Origin of the sequence: uncultured Tateyamaria sp., assembly GCF_947497045.1 — a bacterium.
Classification (GTDB): Bacteria; Pseudomonadota; Alphaproteobacteria; order Rhodobacterales; family Rhodobacteraceae; genus Tateyamaria.
This window is the reverse complement of the sequence record NZ_CANMEU010000009.1, coordinates 1-20153: the sequence shown is the minus strand read 5'-3', so window position 1 is coordinate 20153 and position 20153 is coordinate 1. Positions and strand designations below refer to the sequence as shown.

General features: G+C 60.9%; 22 protein-coding genes. 18 read left to right on the top strand and 4 right to left on the bottom strand.

The window, feature by feature from the left end:
• Positions 1-79 precede the first annotated feature (79 nt).
• The 10 genes from Q0859_RS16200 to arsJ are packed head-to-tail and all read left to right on the top strand — an operon-like array spanning position 80 to position 11353.
• Positions 80-1066: a sugar ABC transporter permease gene (locus tag Q0859_RS16200; protein ID WP_299153061.1), complete on the top strand. Its 987-nt coding sequence runs from the start codon at positions 80-82 to the stop codon at positions 1064-1066.
• 1 nt (position 1067) lies between these two features.
• A complete protein-coding gene (locus Q0859_RS16195) occupies positions 1068-1916 on the top strand; it encodes a carbohydrate ABC transporter permease (RefSeq protein WP_299153059.1) in 849 nt (282 codons plus the stop codon).
• Positions 1913-3997, top strand: a complete 2085-nt coding sequence (locus Q0859_RS16190) for an alpha-galactosidase (protein WP_299153057.1) — start codon at positions 1913-1915, stop codon at positions 3995-3997. The genes Q0859_RS16195 and Q0859_RS16190 overlap by 4 nt, the downstream gene beginning before the upstream one ends.
• Positions 3998-4022: 25 nt before the next feature.
• Positions 4023-4793, top strand: a complete 771-nt coding sequence (locus Q0859_RS16185) for an SDR family oxidoreductase (protein ID WP_299153055.1) — start codon at positions 4023-4025, stop codon at positions 4791-4793.
• Positions 4793-5683, top strand: a complete 891-nt coding sequence (locus Q0859_RS16180; protein ID WP_299153052.1) for a 2-dehydro-3-deoxygalactonokinase — start codon at positions 4793-4795, stop codon at positions 5681-5683. Before Q0859_RS16185 ends, Q0859_RS16180 begins: the two co-directional genes overlap by 1 nt.
• On the top strand, positions 5680-6282 hold the full coding sequence (locus tag Q0859_RS16175) for a 2-dehydro-3-deoxy-6-phosphogalactonate aldolase (RefSeq protein WP_299153050.1): 603 nt from the start codon (positions 5680-5682) through the stop codon (positions 6280-6282). The genes Q0859_RS16180 and Q0859_RS16175 overlap by 4 nt, the downstream gene beginning before the upstream one ends.
• Entirely contained in the window at positions 6282-7115 is an 834-nt protein-coding gene (locus tag Q0859_RS16170; protein ID WP_299153048.1) for an SMP-30/gluconolactonase/LRE family protein, read from the top strand. The genes Q0859_RS16175 and Q0859_RS16170 overlap by 1 nt, the downstream gene beginning before the upstream one ends.
• Complete coding sequence (locus Q0859_RS16165; RefSeq protein ID WP_299153045.1) at positions 7112-9043, top strand: beta-galactosidase; 1932 nt, start codon at positions 7112-7114, stop codon at positions 9041-9043. The genes Q0859_RS16170 and Q0859_RS16165 overlap by 4 nt, the downstream gene beginning before the upstream one ends.
• A gap of 58 nt (positions 9044-9101) precedes the next feature.
• On the top strand, positions 9102-10094 hold the full coding sequence (locus Q0859_RS16160; RefSeq protein WP_299153043.1) for an ArsJ-associated glyceraldehyde-3-phosphate dehydrogenase: 993 nt from the start codon (positions 9102-9104) through the stop codon (positions 10092-10094).
• Complete coding sequence (gene arsJ / locus Q0859_RS16155; RefSeq protein WP_299153040.1) at positions 10091-11353, top strand: organoarsenical effux MFS transporter ArsJ; 1263 nt, start codon at positions 10091-10093, stop codon at positions 11351-11353. The genes Q0859_RS16160 and arsJ overlap by 4 nt, the downstream gene beginning before the upstream one ends.
• Here arsJ and Q0859_RS16150 read toward each other — a convergent pair.
• The 4 genes from Q0859_RS16150 to Q0859_RS16135 form a co-directional block, all read right to left on the bottom strand.
• Positions 11319-12077, bottom strand: coding sequence for a TIM barrel protein (locus Q0859_RS16150; RefSeq protein ID WP_299153038.1), 759 nt, complete (start codon positions 12075-12077; stop codon positions 11319-11321). The genes arsJ and Q0859_RS16150 overlap by 35 nt on opposite strands.
• Positions 12074-12979, bottom strand: a complete 906-nt coding sequence (gene ltnD, locus Q0859_RS16145; RefSeq protein WP_299153036.1) for an L-threonate dehydrogenase — start codon at positions 12977-12979, stop codon at positions 12074-12076. Before ltnD ends, Q0859_RS16150 begins: the two co-directional genes overlap by 4 nt.
• Positions 12980-13083: 104 nt before the next feature.
• Positions 13084-15261, bottom strand: coding sequence for a molybdopterin cofactor-binding domain-containing protein (locus Q0859_RS16140; protein ID WP_299153034.1), 2178 nt, complete (start codon positions 15259-15261; stop codon positions 13084-13086).
• Between the two features lie 3 nt (positions 15262-15264).
• On the bottom strand, positions 15265-15729 hold the full coding sequence (locus Q0859_RS16135; protein WP_299153032.1) for a (2Fe-2S)-binding protein: 465 nt from the start codon (positions 15727-15729) through the stop codon (positions 15265-15267).
• 198 nt (positions 15730-15927) lie between these two features.
• On the opposite strand from Q0859_RS16135, the gene Q0859_RS16130 reads away from it, so the two are divergent.
• The 8 genes from Q0859_RS16130 (at position 15928) to Q0859_RS16095 (ending at position 20116) form a co-directional block, all read left to right on the top strand.
• On the top strand, positions 15928-16851 hold the full coding sequence (locus tag Q0859_RS16130) for an SMP-30/gluconolactonase/LRE family protein (RefSeq protein ID WP_299153029.1): 924 nt from the start codon (positions 15928-15930) through the stop codon (positions 16849-16851).
• Positions 16851-17276: a heme-binding protein gene (locus Q0859_RS16125; protein WP_299153026.1), complete on the top strand. Its 426-nt coding sequence runs from the start codon at positions 16851-16853 to the stop codon at positions 17274-17276. Before Q0859_RS16130 ends, Q0859_RS16125 begins: the two co-directional genes overlap by 1 nt.
• Positions 17277-17371: 95 nt before the next feature.
• On the top strand, positions 17372-18202 hold the full coding sequence (locus Q0859_RS16120) for a formylglycine-generating enzyme family protein (protein WP_299153024.1): 831 nt from the start codon (positions 17372-17374) through the stop codon (positions 18200-18202).
• Between the two features lie 55 nt (positions 18203-18257).
• On the top strand, positions 18258-18626 hold the full coding sequence (locus Q0859_RS16115) for a hypothetical protein (protein WP_299153022.1): 369 nt from the start codon (positions 18258-18260) through the stop codon (positions 18624-18626).
• Positions 18607-18939 carry a hypothetical protein gene (locus Q0859_RS16110; RefSeq protein ID WP_299153020.1) on the top strand — a complete coding sequence of 111 codons (333 nt, stop codon included), beginning with the start codon at positions 18607-18609 and terminating at the stop codon, positions 18937-18939. Before Q0859_RS16115 ends, Q0859_RS16110 begins: the two co-directional genes overlap by 20 nt.
• Before the next feature lie 51 nt (positions 18940-18990).
• Positions 18991-19320: a type II toxin-antitoxin system RelE/ParE family toxin gene (locus Q0859_RS16105; protein ID WP_299153017.1), complete on the top strand. Its 330-nt coding sequence runs from the start codon at positions 18991-18993 to the stop codon at positions 19318-19320.
• A gap of 1 nt (position 19321) precedes the next feature.
• Positions 19322-19651 (top strand): transcriptional regulator, encoded by a 330-nt coding sequence (locus Q0859_RS16100; protein WP_299153014.1) that lies wholly within the window; start codon positions 19322-19324, stop codon positions 19649-19651.
• A gap of 117 nt (positions 19652-19768) precedes the next feature.
• On the top strand, positions 19769-20116 hold the full coding sequence (locus Q0859_RS16095) for an AAA family ATPase (protein ID WP_299153012.1): 348 nt from the start codon (positions 19769-19771) through the stop codon (positions 20114-20116).
• Positions 20117-20153 lie beyond the last annotated feature (37 nt).

Sequence of the window (20153 nt, the reverse complement as noted above, 5' to 3'; positions counted from 1 at the left end):
GCATCTTGTTTCGCGTTTTCATGTGGTTGCTTATTACCCCCAAAGGGTATCCCAAATTCCAGATCAGGAGCGCAATTCCATGACTGATGCCGTAAACGTGCCAAGCGCGAAGCCAAGCTGGCTCAAGCGCAACAAACTGGCGGTTGCGCCGTGGATATTCCTGATCCCGGCCTTGATTTTTTTCGCGATCTACGTGGTCTTCCCGATCTTCGAATCTCTTTGGCTGAGCCTTTACGAGTGGAACGGGCTTTATGATGTGGATGGCAATTCAACGGCTGTCTGGGTGGGGTTCGATAACTACGTCAAGCTCTGGGATGACCCGAATTTCTGGGTGTCTCTACGCAACAATATCGCGTGGCTGATCCTGTATATGCTCGCGGTGCCATTGGGGTTGTTCATCGCGCTGTTCCTGAACCAGACGGTCACGGGCATGCGGTTTTACAAATCCATGTTCTTCTTTCCGTTCGTGATTTCGCAGGTCGTCGTGGGCCTGATTTTCGGTTGGTTCTACAACCCGGATTTCGGGGTCGTAGGCACCATCTGGAAGGCGATCTTCTGTGAGGAAACGGTTAACATCGTCGGCAATGTGGCGTTCAGCTGTTCACGCCCCGCGCCCGATATCCTGTCGAGCCCGGAATGGGCGACCTATGGCATTATCGCGGCGGGCCTGTGGCCCCAGATCGCCTATTGCATGATCCTGTACCTCACGGGCTTGAACAATGTCGCCGCTGACCAGATCGAGGCGGCGCGCCTTGATGGGGCGAAGGGGTGGAAAATGCTGTGGTACGTGGTTGTGCCGCAACTGAAACCGGCCACGTTCATTGCGGTTGTGGTGACTGTCATCGGCGCGCTGAGATCCTTTGACATGATCGCGATTATGACCCAAGGCGGGCCGTTCGGGTCCACAAACGTGCTGTCACACTACATGTACGAAGTTGCGATTTCGGAATATGGCGAGCGCTATGGCTATGGGTCATCGGTGGCGACCGTATTGTTTGGCATCATGCTGTTTTTCATCAGCTATTTCCTGTGGCGCATGTACCAGGACGAAAGAGGGGGGCGTTAAGATGTTTCCAAGACCTATTGAGAAATCGACTCCTGCCGTGCGCACGGCCTACCAGGCCTTTCTGCCTTTCGCATTGGTGCTGTGGCTGCTGCCCTTGCTGGCGATCTTCCTGACCTCGATCCGCTCGGCCGCCGACATCAACTCGGGCAATGTGTTTGGTTGGCCGTCTGAATTTGCGATCATCGAAAACTACACGGCTGTTTTCACCCAGTCGGCGGCGGCGCAGTACATGTGGAACTCGGTGCTGATCACTGTGCCAACGGTGATCATTTCGGTGGCGCTGGCATGCCTTGCCGGGTACGCGCTGGCGATCTACCGGTTCCGAGTTGCGCTGCCGCTGTTCTTCCTTTTTGTGGCGGGCAATTTCATTCCCTTCCAGATCCTCATGGTGCCGGTGCGCGACATGTCGGTGCAGACGGGGCTCTATGACACCATTGCGGGGCAATTCCTGTTCCATGCTGCATTCCAGACGGGTTTTTGTACCTTGTTCATGCGCAATTTCATCAAAGCGCTGCCCTTTGATCTGGTGGAATCGGCGCGCATCGAAGGCGTCGCGGAATGGAAGATTTTCTGGTACGTGGTGCTGCCCCTCGTCCGCCCCGCGATTGCGGCCCTCGCCGTGCTGATCTTCACTTTCGTGTGGAACGACTTTTTCTGGGCCAACGTGCTGACGCAGGGTGAGACGGCCAAGCCCATCACCGCAGGCGTGCGCGCGTTGAATGGTCAATTCGTTAACAACTGGCATCTCGTGTCAGCGGCGTCCCTGCTTGCGGCGATCCCACCGGTTGCGTGTTTCTTCCTGATGCAGAGACATTTCATCGCCGGCCTGACCCTGGGGGCGGTAAAGTGATACGCTGTTGGCGCCTGGACGATGGGCGTCAGACTTTGGTGCTTGGCTCTGACCGGGGCCGACTGGCCGAGGTGGTCTATTGGGGCCCAAGCCTGCCGGATACCGAAGATCTGACAACACTTTACAAGGCCTATACGCTGGATGTGACGGGTGGCATGCTGGATGCCAACCCGGAACTCAGCATTTGCCCCGAGGCCACCCGGTCCTTTCCTGGCCAGCCCGGTCTGATCATCCGAAATGGGGATGGCACCCCGTTTTTGCCCAAGTTCTGTCTGGAACAGGCCGATCTGGGTGAGAATGTGCTGATCCTGACTTATCTCGATCAAGACCGGGTGCTGACCTACCGCGCCCGTTTTGCGCTTGATCCCGAAACCCACATCATCGAGGCCAGCGCCGAGGTCGAAGCTGACAATCCCATGCATCTGCATTGGCTCAGCGCCCCGGTCTTTCCGGCCCCGCAATTGTCTGACGAGATGATTGATTTCGCGGGGCGCTGGTGTGGCGAGTTCCAGATGAACCGCACGCCATGGTCCGCTGGTATGCGCTACCGCGAGAACCGCACGGGGCGGACGGGGCACGAACACTTTCCGGGTTTGATCGTGCCGACACGCGGGGCCAGCAACGCCTCCGGGCATACCTATGCGTTCCACTATGGCTGGTCGGGCGGTCACCGTATGGTCGCCGAGGAATTGCCTGATGGTCGACGCCAGATCCAGTTCGGCCACGCCGCGCGGGTCGAGGGCAGCGCGCAGACCAAATTCGCCACGGGCAAGCTTTATGCAGTGTTTTCCGATGATGGGCTGAATGGGTGCGCTGTCGCCTTCCAACGCCACCTGCGCGACCGGGTCGTGACCTTTCCGCGCCCTGAAGTGCCACGACCCGTGCATTACAATTGCTGGGAAGCGGTCTATTTTGATCACAACCTTGATGAGTTGAAGGACATTGCAGGCCGCGCCGCCGATCTGGGGGCCGAGCGGTTTGTGCTGGACGATGGCTGGTTCGGCAGCCGCGATGATGACACGCAGGCCCTGTCTGATTGGGAGGTTGATCCGCGCAAGTACCCTGATGGCCTGACGCCACTGATCGACCATGTGAAGTCGCTCGGCATGACCTTTGGCATCTGGTTCGAACCCGAGATGATCAACCCGAACTCCGACATTTTCCGTGCCCATCCCGATTGGGCCCTGGGGGGCGAGGATCAGATCATGGGGCGTCAGCAGATGGCGCTGAACATGGCCTTGCCTGCGGTCCAATCCTTCCTGTTTGCGCGGATCAGCGACATTCTGGCCCGCCACGATATCGAATACGTCAAATGGGATCACAACCGGGTGCTGCCGATGCCCGATGCGGCGCAGACGCGTGGATCCTATGCGCTGCTTGATCGGTTGCGCCGTGAATTTCCGCATGTGGAGATCGAGAGCTGTGCAAGCGGGGGCGGGCGCATCGATTTCGGGATCATGGAACGCACACAGCGGGTCTGGCTCAGCGACAGCAATGATGCGGTTGAACGGCTGCGCATTCAGCACAATGCCTCGATTTTTCTGCCCATGGCCGTCACGGGCAGCCATGTGGGGCCGCGCACCTGCCATACCTCGGGGCGCACGCTTGATATCCGGTTCCGCGCATGGGTCGCGGCGCAGCGGCATATGGGGTTCGAAATGGACCCGCGTGAGTTGACCGAGGACGAGGCCGGTGTGTTGCGCAACGTCACCAACTGGTGGAAACACAACCGCAGCTGGATGTATGGGGCTGACATTCTGCGGCTGGACAGTGCGGACCCGGCTGTGATGGCCGAACAGCATCTTGAAGAGGGCGGCGCGCAATTCGTGGTCTTTGCGGGCAAGGCGGCGACGTCTGATCAGATTGCGCCGCGCCCCTTGCGCCTCACCCGGCTTTCCCCCGATGCCAAGTACCGCATCGAGCTGGTGAACCGGGATGAGATCGGCCAACTGTCACGTGGCGCCAACGCGCTGAAATCCGGCCCCCTCGTGGTGAGCGGAGCCTATCTGATGTATCATGGGCTGACCCTGCCATGGAGCTTTCCCGAACGGATGTGGGTCATCAAAGGCGACGTGGCCTGAGCCCGCGCCAGAAAAGAGTTGAGTGATGAAAGAGACAGCGACATTTCACGACCTCGCCGGGGCATCGGTGTTCATCACGGGCGGCGGGTCGGGGATCGGTGCGTCCCTTACCGAAGGGTTTCTGGAACAGGGGGCAAAGGTTGCTTTCGTCCAACGCTCTGATTCTACGGAATTTTGTGATGAGATGGAGCGGAAGTATGCCAGCCGCCCGCTGTTCATGCCCTGCGATATCACCAATGTTGACGCCCTGCGCGCCTGCATTGATCAGGCGGCCGCCGCCCATGGCCCCGTCCGCGTCCTGGTCAACAACGCCGCCAATGACAGACGTCATGCGACGGCAGATGTGGACGAAGAATTTTTTGACTGGATGATCGCGATCAACCTCAAGGCCTATTTCTTTGCCTGTCAGGCGGTGATCCCGGGCATGAAAGCGGCCGGCGGCGGGTCGATCATCAACTTCTCGTCGATCAGCTACATGATGGGGAATGCGGGCTATCCGCTGTATACCGGCGCGAATTCGGGCATCAATGGCATGACCCGCAGCCTTGCGCGCGAGTTTGGACCCGACAAGATCCGGGTCAACGCGCTGGCACCGGGCTGGGTGCTGACCCAAAAACAACTTGATAAATGGGCCACCCCCGAAGGGTTGGCCGCCCATATTGAACGTCAATGCCTTAAGGAACATCTTGAGCCCCGCGATATCGTGGGAGCAACGCTGTTCATGGCCTCGGACACCAGCCGCATGATGACGGGGCAAGCGATGGTCATTGACGGCGGTGTGGTGGTGACAGGCTGATGGGGGATGTGGCGTGGATCGCGGTTGATTGGGGCACCTCGCACCTGCGTGCGTGGCTGATGGGCCAGAGTGGCGCGGTGATCGAGGCGCGCAGCTCTGCCGCTGGCATGGGCACGCTTGAGCGGGGCGGGTTTGAACCCGCCTTACGGGCGCTGGTAGGTGATGCGTTGCCTGTCCCGGTGCTGGCCTGTGGCATGGTCGGTTCGCGACAGGGCTGGGCCGAAGCCCCCTATACCTCGGTGCCTTGTGCGCCCCCCGGTGCGGATCAGGCGGTGCGGGTCCCTGGCGATGCGCTGAACGTGCGCATCCTGCCCGGTGTCAAACAAACCAAACCAGCCGACGTGATGCGCGGGGAAGAGACGCAGATCGCAGGCTTTATCGCCACCCATCCGGGCTTTGACGGGGTGATCTGCCTGCCCGGAACCCATACCAAATGGGTGCACATCAGCGCGGGCGAGATCGTGAGTTTCCGCACCGCCATGACAGGCGAGATGTTTGCGCTGTTGTCATCTCAATCCGTGTTGCGCCACTCAATGGCTGACGGCTGGGATGATGTGGCCTTCATGGAAGGTGTCAATCAAACTCTGTCGCGCCCCGAAGGCCTCGCCGCCTCGCTGTTTTCCCTGCGCGCCGAAGGGTTGCTGGACGGACTGCCCGGGGAGGCCGCCCGCGCGCGCCTGTCCGGCCTGCTGATCGGGGCGGAACTGGCCGCGATGCGCCCTTATTGGCTGGGCCAGCAGGTGGCGATGATCGGGGCCGAAACGCTGAACGGGGCCTATGTCGCCGCTCTCACGACCCAAGGCGTGCCTTGCCAATCGGCCAAAGCAGACGACATGACGCTGGCGGGCCTGACCGCCGCCTACGCCCAAATCTATGGAGAGGCCGCATGAGCCGAGAGATTATCGCAATCCTGCGGGGTATCACCCCGGACGAAGCACTGCCTGTGGCCGACGCGCTGATCAACGCCGGGATCACCCGGATCGAGGTGCCGCTGAATTCACCGGATGCCTTTGACAGCATTGGGCAAATGCTTGGCAAACACGGAGATGCGGTGATGATTGGCGCAGGCACCGTGCTTGAGGTGTCAGCGGTTGAACGTCTGCACGAGATGGGCGCGCATATGGTGGTCTCGCCCGATGCGAATGCGTCCGTCATCGTGGCCACGAAACAGGCGGGCATGCTGTCCTTTCCGGGTGTGATGACACCGACCGAGTGCTTTGCCGCATTACACGCGGGCGCGGACGGGCTGAAGCTGTTTCCGGCGTCCTTGTTGGGGGTGGACGGATTGAAGGCGATCGGTGCAGTGCTGCCGAAGGGCACCAAGACTTATGCCGTGGGTGGGGTGGGCCCGGCCAATTTCGCCGAATGGTTCGCTGCAGGCATCACCGGGTTCGGCATCGGCTCGGCGCTTTACAAGCCGGGGATGAGTGTTGCGGATGTGGCTAGTCGCGCGGCGGACATGGTGGCCGCCTATGATGCGGGCGTTTGATGGATGTCTTTGACGATCATGCCTGCGCCCTGGGTGAGGGGGGGATGTGGCATCCGACCCGCAACTGCCTGTTCTGGTTCGATATTCTGGGAAAGCGGCTGTTCTGCAAAGGAGATGAACGCCTTGAGTGGGCATTTGATGAACATGTCTCGGCTGCGGGGTGGGTCGATCACGACACGCTGCTGATCGCCTCCGCTTCAGGCCTGTGGCGGTTCGACATCAACACCGGTGCGCGCGGGCTGGTTGTGGCACTTGAGGCGGATAACCCGGTGACACGGTCCAATGATGGCCGGGCGGACCCTTACGGCGGTTTCTGGATTGGAACGATGGGACTGAATGCCGAACCCTTTGCCGGGGCGATCTATCGCTACTACAACGGCGCGCTGCGCCAGCTGTTTGACAAGATCACCATCTCCAACGCGATCTGCTTTGCGCCGGGTGGGGAGGTCGCCTATTTCGCCGACACGTTCTCTCAACAAATCCAAAGGGTTGCGCTGGACAGTGAAGGTTGGCCCACAGGCGCGCCGGAGACCTTTGTTGACCTGCGCCCGGATGATCTGAACCCGGACGGGGCAGTTGTGGATGCGGATGGCAATCTCTGGAACGCACAATGGGGGGCGGGCCGCGTGGCCTGTTATGGCCCCGATGGCGGACTTGTGCGTACGCTGGATGCACCCGCAACCCAGACCACGTGCCCGGCCTTTGGTGGCCCGGGCGGCACGACCCTGTTTGTGACCTCTGCGGCGCAGGGCGTGGATGAAGCCCAGGGCGGCATGACATTTTCCCAAGACGTTGGCGTCAAAGGCCAGCGCGAGCATCAGGTGATCCTATGACGCGCACACTTGGCGTTTGCTACTACCCCGAACACTGGCCCGAAGCGCAGTGGGCCGAGGACGCTGCGCGCATGGCTGATCTGGGCCTCACATGGGTGCGGATCGGGGAATTTGCGTGGAAACGGATGGAGCCGGTCGAGGGGCAGTATGACTGGGCCTGGCTGGACCGTGCGATTGAAACGCTTGGTGCGGCGGGGCTGCGCGTGGTCCTGGGCACGCCGACCGCAACGCCGCCAGCCTGGGTGGTTGCCAAATATCCGGGCATGTTGCCTGTCGATGCCGAAGGGCGCGTGCGCGGCTATGGATCGCGCCGTCACTACTGTTTTTCGCATGCCGGATACCTTGCGGAATGCCGCAAGATCGTCACTGCGCTGGCGCGCCGATATGGACCTAACCCGCATGTGGCTGCGTGGCAGACGGACAATGAATACAGCTGTCACGATACGGTTCTCAGCTATTCGGATGCTGCGCGGGATGGCTTTCGCGACTGGTTGCGTGGGCAGTTTCCGGGCCGTGGAAATGACGGGGATATCGATGCGCTCAATGCGGCGTGGGGCAATGTGTTCTGGTCGATGGACTATGACGACTTTGACCAGATCGGCCTGCCTAACCTGACGGTGACCGAAGTGAACCCGGCCCACGCCCATGCGTTTCGTCGGTTTTCCTCTGATCAGGTGGTGGCCTTCAATCGCGCGCAGGTCGATATCATCCGCGCCCATTCGGATGCGCCGATTGCGCACAACTATATGGGGCGGGTCACGGATTTTGATCACTTCAGGGTTGGTGCCGACCTCGATATCGCGTCATGGGACAGCTATCCGCTTGGGTTTCTTGAGGACCGCTCTGGCGGCGATGACGACCATAAGCGGGCTTATGTGCGGCAGGGCGACCCGGATTTTCAGGCCTTTCATCACGACCTTTACCGCGCGGTGGGCCGCGATGGGCGCTGGTGGGTGATGGAACAGCAACCCGGGCCGGTGAACTGGGCCCCCTACAATCCCGCACCGCTGCCCGGCATGGTGCGCCTGTGGACATGGGAGGCCTTTGCCCACGGGGCCGAGGCGGTGTGCTATTTCCGCTGGCGGCAGGCCCCATTCGCGCAGGAACAGATGCACGCGGGCCTTCTGCGCCCCGATTCAGCCGAGGCCGAAGCCTTTGGTGAGGCTGCCGCTGTGATGGCCGAGCTCAAGGACGCGCCAGAGGTTGCGATGACGCAAGCGCCCGTCGCGATCATGTTCGACTATGACGCAGATGCGGCCTGGGCGGTGCAGCCCCATGGTGCTGGCCTCGACTATTTCGGGTTGGTGTTTGCGTGGTATCGGGCCTGTCGTAAGTTGGGGTTGTCCGTGGACATTCTGCCCCCCACGACGCGGGATTTTGCGGGTTATGCGCTGGTGATGGTGCCGGGGATGATGCACATGCCCGCCGATCTGAAGGGGGCGCTGAACACAGCCGAGGGGCAGGTTATCCTTGGCCCGCGCACAGGCGCACGGGACGCGCATTTCACGATCCCAACGCCGTTGCCGCCTGCATGGCCTGACAGCGATCTGGTTGTGTCACGGGTGCAATCCATCCGGCCCGATCTGCCCATTGAGGTGGCGGGGGGCGGCCATATCCAGGGATATCTGGAACAGATCGAAGGCGGTGGCCGGGTCGTCTTGCGTACTGCGGATGATACGCCCGTGGCTGTGCAGTGCGGCGCGCGTGTGACCTATATGGCCGGGTGGGGGGATGACGCGGCGCATATGGCGCTGGTCCGGGCCGTCGCGCCTGATCTCGCGACGACAGATATGCCCGAAGGGGTGCGATGCCGTACCACAGGTTCCGAGGTGTTTTGGTTCAATTACGCCGCGCAGCCCATTGAAATCGAAGGGCAAGTCTTGCTACCAGCGGGCGTCTTGCGCCAGACGCAATCCTTGGTGTCATAGAACTGTCATACGCAGCTGACATAGGGCGGGTAAGTCTGTTCCCCACGAGAGTCTGCCCATGACCACCTATGCTATCAACGGCCTTGGCCGCATCGGAAAAATCGCGTTGCGCCCCTTGTTGGAGCGCGGCTGTGACATCGCATTTGTGAACGATGCGGTGGGTGATCCGGCCATGCATGCGCACCTGCTGGAGTTTGATACGGTCCATGGGCGCTGGCCTGCGGAATTTGGTGCGGATGAGGCCTCGATCAGTGTTGATGGCACGCGTATTCCGGCGCTCAACGTCACCCGGATCGAGGATTTGCCGCTCGACGGGGTAGATGTGGTGATCGACTGTACGGGTGTGTTCAAGACCGAGGCCAAGCTTGCCCCATACTTTGCAGCAGACGTGAAGAAGGTGGTGGTGTCAGCTCCGGTCAGGGATGGGGATACGGCGAACATCGTTTTTGGGGTCAATGATGAGGCCTATGTGGATCAACCGATTGTAACGGCAGCATCATGTACAACCAATTGCTTAGCGCCCGTTGTTAAAGTGATGCACGAAGGACTGGGGATCAAACACGGGTCGATCACCACGATCCATGACGTCACCAACACACAGACCATCGTGGACCGGCCCGCCAAGGATTTGCGCCGCGCCCGCTCCGCGCTCAATTCGCTGATCCCGACGACCACAGGGTCCGCTACGGCGATCACGCTGATCTATCCCGAGCTTACGGGCAAGTTGAACGGGCATGCGGTCCGGGTGCCGTTGCTGAATGCCTCGCTCACGGACTGCGTGTTCGAAGTGGCGCGCGAAACTACCGTGGAGGAGGTGAATGCGCTGTTCAAGGCCGCGGCCGAAGGACCGCTGCAAGGCATCCTCGGCTACGAGACCCGCCCACTGGTGTCCACCGATTATACCAACGACCCGCGCTCGTGCATCATCGACGCGCCCTCGAGCATGGTGGTGAATGGCACGCAGGTGAAGATTTATGCGTGGTATGACAACGAATGGGGCTATGCGCACAGGCTGGTTGATGTGGCGCAGATGGTGGGCGCGCGTTTGTGAGCCGCCCGGCGGGATTTGCCGCCTATGTGGCGGTGACGGCGGCCTATTGGGCCTTCATGCTGACGGACGGTGCGCTGCGCATGCTGGTGCTGCTGCATTTCAACGGGCTTGGCTTTTCACCCGTCCAGCTTGCCTATCTCTTCGTGCTTTATGAAGTTGCAGGCGTCGTCACCAACCTCTCGGCGGGGTGGATCGCGGCACGGTTCGGGCTGACGGTGACGCTTTATGCGGGCCTCGGTTTGCAAGTTGTGGCGCTGATTGCATTGGCGCAGCTTGATCCGGGCTGGTCGGTAGCGGCCTCGGTGGTGTTCGTGATGGCGGTACAGGGGCTGTCGGGTGTGGCCAAGGATTTGGCCAAGATGTCGTCGAAATCTGCCGTGAAAGTGCTGGCCCCAGAAGGCGATGGGCTGTTCCGGTGGGTGGCCTTGCTGACCGGCTCCAAGAACGCGGTCAAGGGCCTCGGCTTTCTGCTGGGGGCAGGTGCGCTGGCCATGTTCGGGTTCGTGCCAAGCGTCCTTGGCATGGCTGCGGCCCTTGGGCTGATTTTGCTGGTGGTGGCCTTGCGCATGCCGCCCGGCCTTCCGATGGGGCGCAAGGGTGCAAAATTCTCCGAAGTTTTTTCTAAAAACCCCCGTGTCAACTGGCTGAGCGCGGCGCGGGTGTTTCTGTTCGGGGCGCGCGACGTGTGGTTCGTGGTCGGCATCCCGATCTATTTCTACGGCGTGCTGAGCGATGGCACGCCAGAGGGCCAGCGGGCTGCATTCTTTCTGATCGGAAGTTTCATGGCGCTGTGGGTGATCTTTTATGGTGCGGTGCAGGCCAGGGCCCCGGCGATTTTACGCAGCGCCGGGCGGGATGAGGCGGACCTTGCCGCCAGCGCCCGGTTCTGGATTGCAACACTGGCTGTCGTGCCCGCGACGCTGGCGTTGATTGTGTGGGGTGTCGGCGCACCGACCCCGTGGCTGACGGGCATTGTGGTGCTGGGGTTGTTGGTCTTTGGCGTGCTGTTCGCGCTCAATTCCAGCCTGCATTCCTATCTGATCCTCGCCTTCACTAACGCAGAGCGGGTCACGATGGATGTCGGGTTCTACTATATGGCAAACGCGGCGGGGCGGCTGATCGGCACGGTCCTGTCGGGGCTGACCTATCAGATCGGTGGGCTGCCTCTGTGCCTTGGGACAGCGGCGGGGATGATTATGCTCAGCTGGGGCGCGATTGGCCGGATCAATCCCGATAGCGCGCCAGCCAGCCCAGGGTAGCGTCCGTATCGCCGCCGGGTTTGTACTCCGCACCAAGCGGCGCGGGCCAGTCGGCAAGGGCGGCAAAGATGTGATCATAATTCAACTCGCCATGATCCGGTGCCCCCCGGTCGGGGACCGAGGCGAACTGGATATGCCCGATGATGTCGCGCAGATCAGCGTAGCGGGTGGTGATATCCCCCTCGGTTCGACCCACATGGTAGCAATCGAACATCAGCTTGAGGTTGGGTTTGTCCACCTCCGCGATGATGGCGCGGGCCTGATCGGTGGTTTGCAGAAAATAGCCGGGCGCGTCGTGGCGGTTGAGCGGTTCGATCAGGATGGTCAGCCCATGGGTTTCGGCGCTGGAACAGGCAAAGCGCAGGTTCGACACGAAGGTCTCGTGGGCCAGCGGGCCGTGCGCGAACCCGGCCATGACGTGGACTGATCCGGCCTCGATTCGCAGAGCGTATTCAATCGCCTGGGTGATTGAAGCACGGGCCTGACTGCTGCGCCCCATCAGTGCGCACAGCCCGTTTTCGCCTGCCCCCACGTCGCCCCTGTCCGTGTTCAGCCCCAGCATCGTCAGACCGGTCGCGACGAGTGCCGCTTTGACTTCTTGGGCGGGGGTGGCATAGGGCCAATGGCATTCCACCGCGTCAAATCCGGCAGCACTGGCGGCGTAGATCGCATCGGGCAGGGGGCGGTCATTCCATAAAAAACCGAGATTGGCAGAAAACTTCACGACTTTCCCCCCGGCAGGGTCAGCCCGGCATTGCGCGCATAGACCTTGGCAACGGCGGCATCATCCTCGCCCCCCAATCCCATACCTGCCGCAGCCACGAACTGTTGCAGGGCGGCGGCGGTGATGGGGGCGCTGAATTGCGCGGATTTCGCGATGTCGAGCACAATGCCCAGATCTTTGGGCCAGATGTTGACCGAGGAATGCGGGGTGTAGTCTCCGGCCACGATATGGGGTGCGCGGTTCTCCAGCATCCAGCTTGAACCGGCGCATTTGCTGATCACCTCGACGAATTGATCGGGTGCGACGCCTTGGGTCATGCCAAAGGTCAGCGCCTCGGCCATGGTCGCGATGTGGACCCCGGCAAGCAATTGGTTCACCGCCTTCATGGCCGATCCGGGGCCGGCCGCGTCGCCAAGCCGGAATACGGTTTCGGCCATGGCGTCGAGCGTGGTTTGCGCCGCATCGAAAGCGGCGGGCGTGCCCGAGGCCATGATCGTCAATGCGCCCTGGGCCGCCTTGATCGACCCACCCGAGATGGGCGCATCAAGGTAGTGCAGGGCGTGGTCCGCGCAGTGCGCTGCCATATCCTTGGCAAAGTCGGGGGCGACCGTGGCGCAGGCGATCACCACGCTGCCGGGGGCAAGATGGCGGGCGATCCCGTCGGGGCCGAACAGGACCTCTTCGGTTTGTGCGGCATTGAGGACGGCGATGACGACCGAGCCAAGTGTCGGCGCGACCTCCGCCAAAATGCCTTGCGCGCCGCTTTCCGTTTGAAACCGGGTGGTGACTTCGGGGCGCACATCGAACCCGTAGGTTATCAGCCCGGCGGCCACACAGGACTGCGCGATCCCATAGCCCATTGAGCCGAGGCCGATCACGGCCGTGTTTTTGGTATCTGTCATGGATGCGTCCTAAGTCATTGCCATGTCGGGCATCATCGCGATGAGCGCGCAAATCACAAGGGGGGCCGCATCCCAAATCCATACGGACCCGGAGGCGGCTTGGTTCAGGCGAAGCGGATGCCGTTGTCAGCCAGCGGCAGGCTTCCGATCCGCACGTTACTTGCAGCCGCAATCGCGTTGGCGAGGGCGGCGGCGGCAGGGGGCGTGCCCGGCTCACCCACGCCAGTGGGTGGCTCAGCAGAGGGAACGATATGGACGTCAATCGCGCCGATATCGCTGATCCGCAGCGGTTCGTAGTCGGGGAAGTTGAACTGATCCACGACCCCGCCCGTCAACGTGATCTTGTCGCGCATGTTGTGCCCGATGCCATAGCCGATGCTGCCCTCTATCTGCGCCCTGATCACGTCAGGATTGACCGCAAGGCCGCAATCGACAGCGCATGTGACCTTTTCAATCTTCACCCCGTCGCGCGCATTACCAGAGATTTCAACGACTTCAGCCACATAGCTGGCAAAGCTCTTGTGGACCGCGATCCCTTGAGTGTGACCCGCAGGGGCGTTGCCCCATCCCGCCTTTTCAGCGGCCAGACGCAGAACGCCTGCCTTTCGCTGCTGATCCACACCATCCCCGGCGAGGTATTTCAGCCGATATTCGACCGGATCGACGCCCGCCGCCCTCGCGGCTTTGTCCATCATGGTTTCCATCACATAGGCAGTATGCGTGTGGCCGACCGAACGCCACCATAGCGTGCTTGTCGCCTTTTCGGTGTCCGTCAGACCGAAATGCGCGCCCGGGATTTGATAGGGCGTGTCCGACGCCCCCTCGACCGAGCTGTGATCGATGCCGTCATGGACAAGGAACGCCTCGAACGGGGTGCCTTTCATGATCGACTGGCCTGCGATGCGGTGGTCCCATCCGACGATGTTGCCCGCATCATCCAGACCCACGCGCACCTTGTGCCCGAAGGCCGGGCGGTAATAGCCCGAGCGCAGATCATCCTCGCGCGACCATACCAGCTTGACGGGTCGGCTGCGATCCGTGGTGGCAAAGGCCAGCGCCGCCTCGACCTGATAATCCGCCTCTGGTGTGGCGCGTCGCCCGAACGAGCCGCCCGCCAGTATCGTCTTGATCTGGATTTTTTCCATCGGCAGATCAAAGATCTGCGCCATCGCCCCGTGAGGCAAGGTCGGGATCTGGGCGGCATCGTGCATTAGAATGCCGCCATCTGCGGTGGCCTCGATCGTGCAATTCAACGGTTCCATCGGGGCGTGGGCAAGCAGGGGGAAATAGAACGTCTCTTCGATGACCATGGCCGCACCATCAAGCGCCACCTTGGTTGCGCCCGCATCGGTCTTGTTGACGTTATAGGCGGGTTCGGCGTCCAAAGCGGCGCGTATCTCGGCCTCGATCTCGTCCGAGCTGCGGGTTTCGGCGGTGCTTGTGTCCCACGTCACGTCCAGTGCGTCGCGCGCCTGCATTGCCGCCCATGTGTGTTCGGCAAAGACCGCGACGCCCGCGTTGTTGGGCAGGGTGGCGGCGCGGATAAACCCCTTGATTTGTTGCGCGCCACTGTCGTCAAAGCTGACGACTGTGGCGCGTTGCTGTTCGGGTCGCGCGATCATTGTGACCATCTGGTCAGGCAGGTGCAGGTCCATGCCGTACATCGCAGTGCCGTTGCCCTTGACCGCGCTGTCGGGGCGGCGCACGTCGCTGTTGCCGATCAGGCGAAACTCGGACGGGTCCTTGAGCCGTGGCTCGGTGGGTGCATCAAGAGTCGCCGCCTTGGCTACGAACTCGCCCAAGGGGGCGGAGTTGCCGGCACCCGACACCACACCGTCTTCGATCCTGAGCGTGCCTGCATCCACGCCCCAGGTCTCGGCAGCCGCGGTAATCAGCATTTCGCGCGCGGCAGCTCCGGCTTGACGATACTGGGCATAGGCATTGGCCATGGCAGTTGAGCCACCTGTGCCCTGAATGGGCCCGAGCAGGGTGTTGGCATAGACCTCGGGGTTGGAGGGCGCAAAGTCATAGTCGATCTGATCCATGCTCAGGCCCAGTTCCTCGGCAACCAGGGTGGTGAGGCCCGTGACAGGGCCCTGGCCCATCTCGAAATGTTTGACGATGGCGGTGACCGACCCGTCGGACGTGATCCGCACAAAAGGGTTCAGCATCGTGTCTGCATTGGCGGCAAGTGCGCCATCGGGGCGGATGCCCACGACCAGAACGGTGCCAATGGCGGCGGCCCCGGCAAGGAAGGCGCGGCGGGATGTGTCGAGTGTCATGTCTTAACCCTCCAGAATGTCGGCTGCGCGCCGGATACCAGCACGGATGCGTTGATAGGTGGCGCAGCGGCAGGCATTGCCCCACATGTAGTCGTCGATTTCCTGTGCGGTGGGCTTGGGGTTCTCGCTCAGTAAACCCACGGCGGACATGATTTGACCCGACTGGCAGTACCCACATTGCACCACGTCCAGCTCGACCCAAGCCTGCTGGACGGCGGCCCCGATCCTGGTGTCTTCCATGGCCTCGATGGTCGTGACTTCGGCCCCTTCGATGTCCTCGATATAAGTCTGGCAAGACCGGATAGGCTGGCCGTTCAGATGGACGGTGCAAGCCCCGCAGGAGGCCACCCCGCAACCGAATTTGGTGCCAGTCATTTTCAGCTCATCCCGGATCACCCACAGCAGGGGCGTGCCGGGTTCGGCTTTGATGGTTTGATCCTTGCCGTTCAATTTCAGTGAAATTGCCATATTGAACTCTCCTGTGGCGCGCGGCTGCATTCGATAAAGGGCTTTCTATCTAGGGTAGATCGAACGACGTGGCAGGCAAGGGGCAGGGTTGTAAGGCCGGGGCGTTCGGCGTGCCTTGGCCTGCGCGCCGGTGGCCCTTGCCAACCGTGGGGTGACCGGGGCAGGTTGCGTGACAACAAAGGTGAAGGGGGATGCGGTGTGTACGGTGTGATTGAGGGGACAGGGTTTGAGGTTTTGAACCCTGCGTTCGAGGCCTGCTTTATCGGCCATGCGCGGGTGGAACGACTGGCCTCGGGCGGGCGCTGGCACGAAGGGCCTGCGTGGTTCGCGCCGGGGCGCTATGTGGTCTGGTCCGACATTCCCAACAACCGGATGATGCGATGGGACGAGACGGACGGGTCGGTGTCAGAGTTCCGCGTGCCCGCCAACAACACCAACGGACATACCGTGGATGGACAGGGCCGACTCGTGTCCTGCGAACATCTGACACGTCGGGTGACCCGGACTGAACATGACGGGTCCATCAAGGTCATTGCGGACCGGTTCGAGGGCAAGCGCCTCAATTCCCCCAACGATGTGGTTGTGAAATCGGATGGTTCGATCTGGTTCACCGATCCCAGCTATGGGATTATGATGGACTATGAGGGGGATCGCGCCGAAAGCGAAATCGGGGCCTGTTATGTCTATCGGTGGGATCCCGCCAGCGAAGAGATCGCGGCTGTCAACAAGGACTATGTCAAACCCAACGGGCTTGCCTTTTCACCGGGCGAATCCGAGTTGTTTATCGCCGACACGGGCGGCACGCATGAACCGGGCGGTCCCGCCCATATCCGGCGTCACGTGGTCGAGGCGGATGGCAAAACGCTTGGGCCTGCGGTGCATTTCGCGGATTGCACCAATGGATTTTTCGACGGCTTCCGCTTTGATCGCGACGGGCGCATCTGGACCTCGGCGGCGGACGGGGTACATTGTCTGGACAGATCCGGCGCGCTGATTGGCAAGATCCATATTCCCGAGATCGTCTCGAACGTCTGTTTTGGAGGCCCCAAGTTGAACCGGCTTTTCATCACGGCCACGTCTTCGCTCTATTCCGTGTTCCTGAACGTGAACGGAGCGCGCTGATGGAGGTGACGAAACCCACCCACGTGTTGACCCATACGGCTGTCATGGCGATGCTTGAGGCTGCAATCGGGGCTGCGGAACAGATGGGCCAGCCCCAATGTATCGTGATCGTAGATGCCAGCGGTGAAGTGCTGGGTGAAATCCGCATGACGGGGGCCAAGTATCTTAGCCGCAAAAGTGCCGCCACCAAGGCGCGCACCGCCGCCTCCATCGGGGCACCAACCACGGCAATCCCCGAGGCCGTGCGCCCCCATATTGCAGCTGCCACCCAGAACGGGGTGACGGGGCTGCCCGGCGGATTGCCGATCTATGTGGGCCGCGACCTTGTGGGCGGGATCGGTGTCGGGTCAGGCACGGGTGATCAGGACATTGCGGTGGGGCAGGCGGCCCTCGCCGCGATTTCAGCCACGGTGACGCCCGCGTGAGTGACGGCAAGGCCTGTTGTCAGCCTGCAAGGGGTGGCCGTGGGCTTGCGCATTCTGATACTGACGTTGGCCGCGGTGCAGACACTTCGGACCGCGTGACCATTCCCGGGGGCCGCGCCCTTGTCGGCACAGGCACACCCGGGATCGCGGTCGATGGCGAAGGTCCGGTGCGCCGCGTTACCCTCAAACCCTTTGCGATGGACGTCACGACCGTCACCAACGCGCGGTTTGCGGCCTTTGTGTCGGCCACAAACTATGTCACCGAAGCCGAGCGGTTCGGGGATTCCTTTGTGTTTGAAGGGTTCTTGCCCAAATCTGCGCCCCCAAGCCCGGTGGTCGAGGCCGCCCCATGGTGGCGCATCGTCAAAGGGGCGCATTGGCGCGCGATCAACGGACCGGACGCGGACGACACTTGGCAGGCTGATCACCCGGTTGTGCATGTCACTTGGAACGACGCGCGGGCCTTTGCGACATGGGCCGGGGGGCGCTTGCCACGCGAGGCCGAGTGGGAACATGCCGCGCGCGGGGGCTTGGACGACGTTCCTTTCCCCTGGGGGGAGGCCGCCCCGAACGATCACGACCATTTCCCCTGCAATATCTGGCAAGGCCCGTTTCCGCAAGCTGATCTGGGGCGCGACGGATTTATCGGCACAGCCCCCGCGCGCTGTTTCGAACCCAACGGCTATGGGCTTTACAATATGGTCGGAAATGTCTGGGAATGGACCAGCCAGCCCTTTCAGGTGAAGTCCCTGAAAAAGGCGGTGCAGGCGGCCCATGCGGGCAAGGCGGGGTACAAGCTGAACAAGGGGGGGTCGTATTTGTGCCACGCCTCTTATTGTTTTCGCTACAGGATTGCGGCGCGCAGCGGCTCGTCTCCGGACAGTTCAACCGGGCATCAAGGGTTCCGGCTGGTCTATGATATTTGAGGACCTGGCACCTTGACGGCCTCCGATAGGTTCAGGATTGCCGTCATCCCCTACGATGGGATCGGTACGGAAACGACGCCTGAAAGAGGGTGTGTACTGCCATTGTGTCGATGATTGGGCTGTACTGGTCGCACCCCTGATCTGGGGGGCGGATGGCCTTGTTGGACAGACCTATGAGGTGGTGTATGCACGGCGTGAAAAGGCGGACGACGTCACCGGGCGCGCGTTGCCCTGCGGTGATGTAATCGGCGAAGATATACACGCATCTGGTCAGCCTCTAGAACGTGATGTCCTGGATAAACTGGAGGACCTAACTGTAGAAGAATCGAACCGCCTGTTCGACGCTCTACAGGATTGGGAACGTCAGCTCGCACAATTCGATCTTGATGATCTGAGGTGCGACAATGACAATTTTGCATCATGATTTCAATAAGATAGCATCTTCTAGCGTTCAGCCAAAGAAAAAATGGCAAGCCCCATTTTCGCTGCGTCTGAGCTTCGAAGAAAAGGCCGCTCTGAAGAAAATCGCCGGAGATGAGCCTCTGCGTGTCAGTGCTCATTCAATCGCAAACGGCGTCCGTGGCTGCGTTGCACGGCTTGCTGAACGAGGGGCGGAGTTACGGGACGCTGCGCACGCAACTCGAGACCAGCTTGAAATTAGTGAAGGCCGCCGAGACGCAGTTGAAGCAGAACTAGAGACGCGGGAGTTAGAAATGGATCGAGGGATGACGCACTGATGATGCAACACTGATTGACAAATGGTAACGTATATGTCACCAATACCTCCAATGAATAAGTTTGTTGTCTATGTCACCGAAGCGGGGAAAACGCCGTTTGAAGATTGGTTTAACGATCTCGACACTGCGGCTGCCCTGAAGGTCAGAACGGCCCTTGCGCGGATCGAGACCGGAAACCTTGGCGACGTGAAGCCAGTCGGACAAGGGGTGTCTGAACGGCGCATTACCTTTGGTCCGGGCTACCGCGTCTATTTTGGCAAAGATGGCGATACGCTTGTGATCTTGCTCTGCGGCGGCACGAAAAAGCGCCAGTCGAAAGACATCGAGCAGGCCAAAGCATATTGGGACGACTATAAGTCTCGCAAAGAGAAAGGCGACTGACATGCCACTGACCAAAGACTTCAAAGACACGATCAAAGCACGCGCCGAGCGCGATCCTGAGTTTCGTGCGGGGCTGTTTCGCGAAGCCATCGAGGCCATGCTCAGCGACGATCTGGAGACCGGTAAGGTGCTGCTGCGCGACTACGTCAACGCCACGGTGGGGTTTGAGGCCTTGGCGCAAGATATGGACAAGGACCCCAAGAGCCTTATGCGGATGCTCAGCGCGAAGGGTAATCCGCGTGCCGACAATTTGCTGGCGATGGTGTCGCGGTTGCAGCAGCGTGAGGGCATTTCTTTTTCGCTGACCCAAGACAATGGAGCTCACGCTTAGGGCTTGGTTCAACGCTCTGACCTCCCATCCCTGCGATTGATATGCAACACGTGGCTTGGTCCATAGAAGGTAGCGTACAATTGCAGCAGTATTCTTCAACTCGACAGAAAGTCATAGATGCTTATCAAGTTTTTTGAGATCGCAAATTTCCGTAAGCTTCTATCGGTCCGAGTTGACCTTTCAGAAAAACAGACCCTCTTTGTAGGGGCGAACAACAGCGGTAAGAGCTCAGCGATGCTGGCGCTTAACGAGGTTGCTGGCAAGGACACCAGCATCGACCGCACCCGCCGACTTTTCTACGTCACCTGCAGTCGGGCGGAAGAAAGCTTGGCGGTCATTTATTATTCAGATGACCCAACAGCGGCCCGCACAGCAGTCCTTGAGCAGGGTTGGTTTGCCGAGGAAGAAATTGAAATTTTGACCGCCTGTCCGTCATCAAATGGTTTGAGACAGATGGCGGTTTGACTTTGAGGAGTCGTCGCTCATCTGGGCTTAGTTAAGC

What these genes read in the sequence shown, in the direction of transcription:
- Q0859_RS16200 (WP_299153061.1), top strand. Translation starts at nt 80, where the DNA reads ATGACTGATGCCGTAAACGTGCCAAGCGCGAAGCCAAGCTGGCTCAAG.
- Q0859_RS16195 (WP_299153059.1), top strand. Translation starts at nt 1,068, where the DNA reads ATGTTTCCAAGACCTATTGAGAAATCGACTCCTGCCGTGCGCACGGCC.
- Q0859_RS16185 (WP_299153055.1), top strand. Translation starts at nt 4,023, where the DNA reads ATGAAAGAGACAGCGACATTTCACGACCTCGCCGGGGCATCGGTGTTC.
- Q0859_RS16180 (WP_299153052.1), top strand. Translation starts at nt 4,793, where the DNA reads ATGGGGGATGTGGCGTGGATCGCGGTTGATTGGGGCACCTCGCACCTG.
- Q0859_RS16175 (WP_299153050.1), top strand. Translation starts at nt 5,680, where the DNA reads ATGAGCCGAGAGATTATCGCAATCCTGCGGGGTATCACCCCGGACGAA.
- Q0859_RS16170 (WP_299153048.1), top strand. Translation starts at nt 6,282, where the DNA reads ATGGATGTCTTTGACGATCATGCCTGCGCCCTGGGTGAGGGGGGGATG.
- Q0859_RS16165 (WP_299153045.1), top strand. Translation starts at nt 7,112, where the DNA reads ATGACGCGCACACTTGGCGTTTGCTACTACCCCGAACACTGGCCCGAA.
- Q0859_RS16160 (WP_299153043.1), top strand. Translation starts at nt 9,102, where the DNA reads ATGACCACCTATGCTATCAACGGCCTTGGCCGCATCGGAAAAATCGCG.
- ltnD (WP_299153036.1), bottom strand. Translation starts at nt 12,979, where the DNA reads ATGACAGATACCAAAAACACGGCCGTGATCGGCCTCGGCTCAATGGGC.
- Q0859_RS16140 (WP_299153034.1), bottom strand. Translation starts at nt 15,261, where the DNA reads ATGACACTCGACACATCCCGCCGCGCCTTCCTTGCCGGGGCCGCCGCC.
- Q0859_RS16135 (WP_299153032.1), bottom strand. Translation starts at nt 15,729, where the DNA reads ATGGCAATTTCACTGAAATTGAACGGCAAGGATCAAACCATCAAAGCC.
- Q0859_RS16125 (WP_299153026.1), top strand. Translation starts at nt 16,851, where the DNA reads ATGGAGGTGACGAAACCCACCCACGTGTTGACCCATACGGCTGTCATG.
- Q0859_RS16115 (WP_299153022.1), top strand. Translation starts at nt 18,258, where the DNA reads ATGGGATCGGTACGGAAACGACGCCTGAAAGAGGGTGTGTACTGCCAT.
- Q0859_RS16110 (WP_299153020.1), top strand. Translation starts at nt 18,607, where the DNA reads ATGACAATTTTGCATCATGATTTCAATAAGATAGCATCTTCTAGCGTT.
- Q0859_RS16105 (WP_299153017.1), top strand. Translation starts at nt 18,991, where the DNA reads ATGAATAAGTTTGTTGTCTATGTCACCGAAGCGGGGAAAACGCCGTTT.
- Q0859_RS16100 (WP_299153014.1), top strand. Translation starts at nt 19,322, where the DNA reads ATGCCACTGACCAAAGACTTCAAAGACACGATCAAAGCACGCGCCGAG.
- Q0859_RS16095 (WP_299153012.1), top strand. Translation starts at nt 19,769, where the DNA reads ATGCTTATCAAGTTTTTTGAGATCGCAAATTTCCGTAAGCTTCTATCG.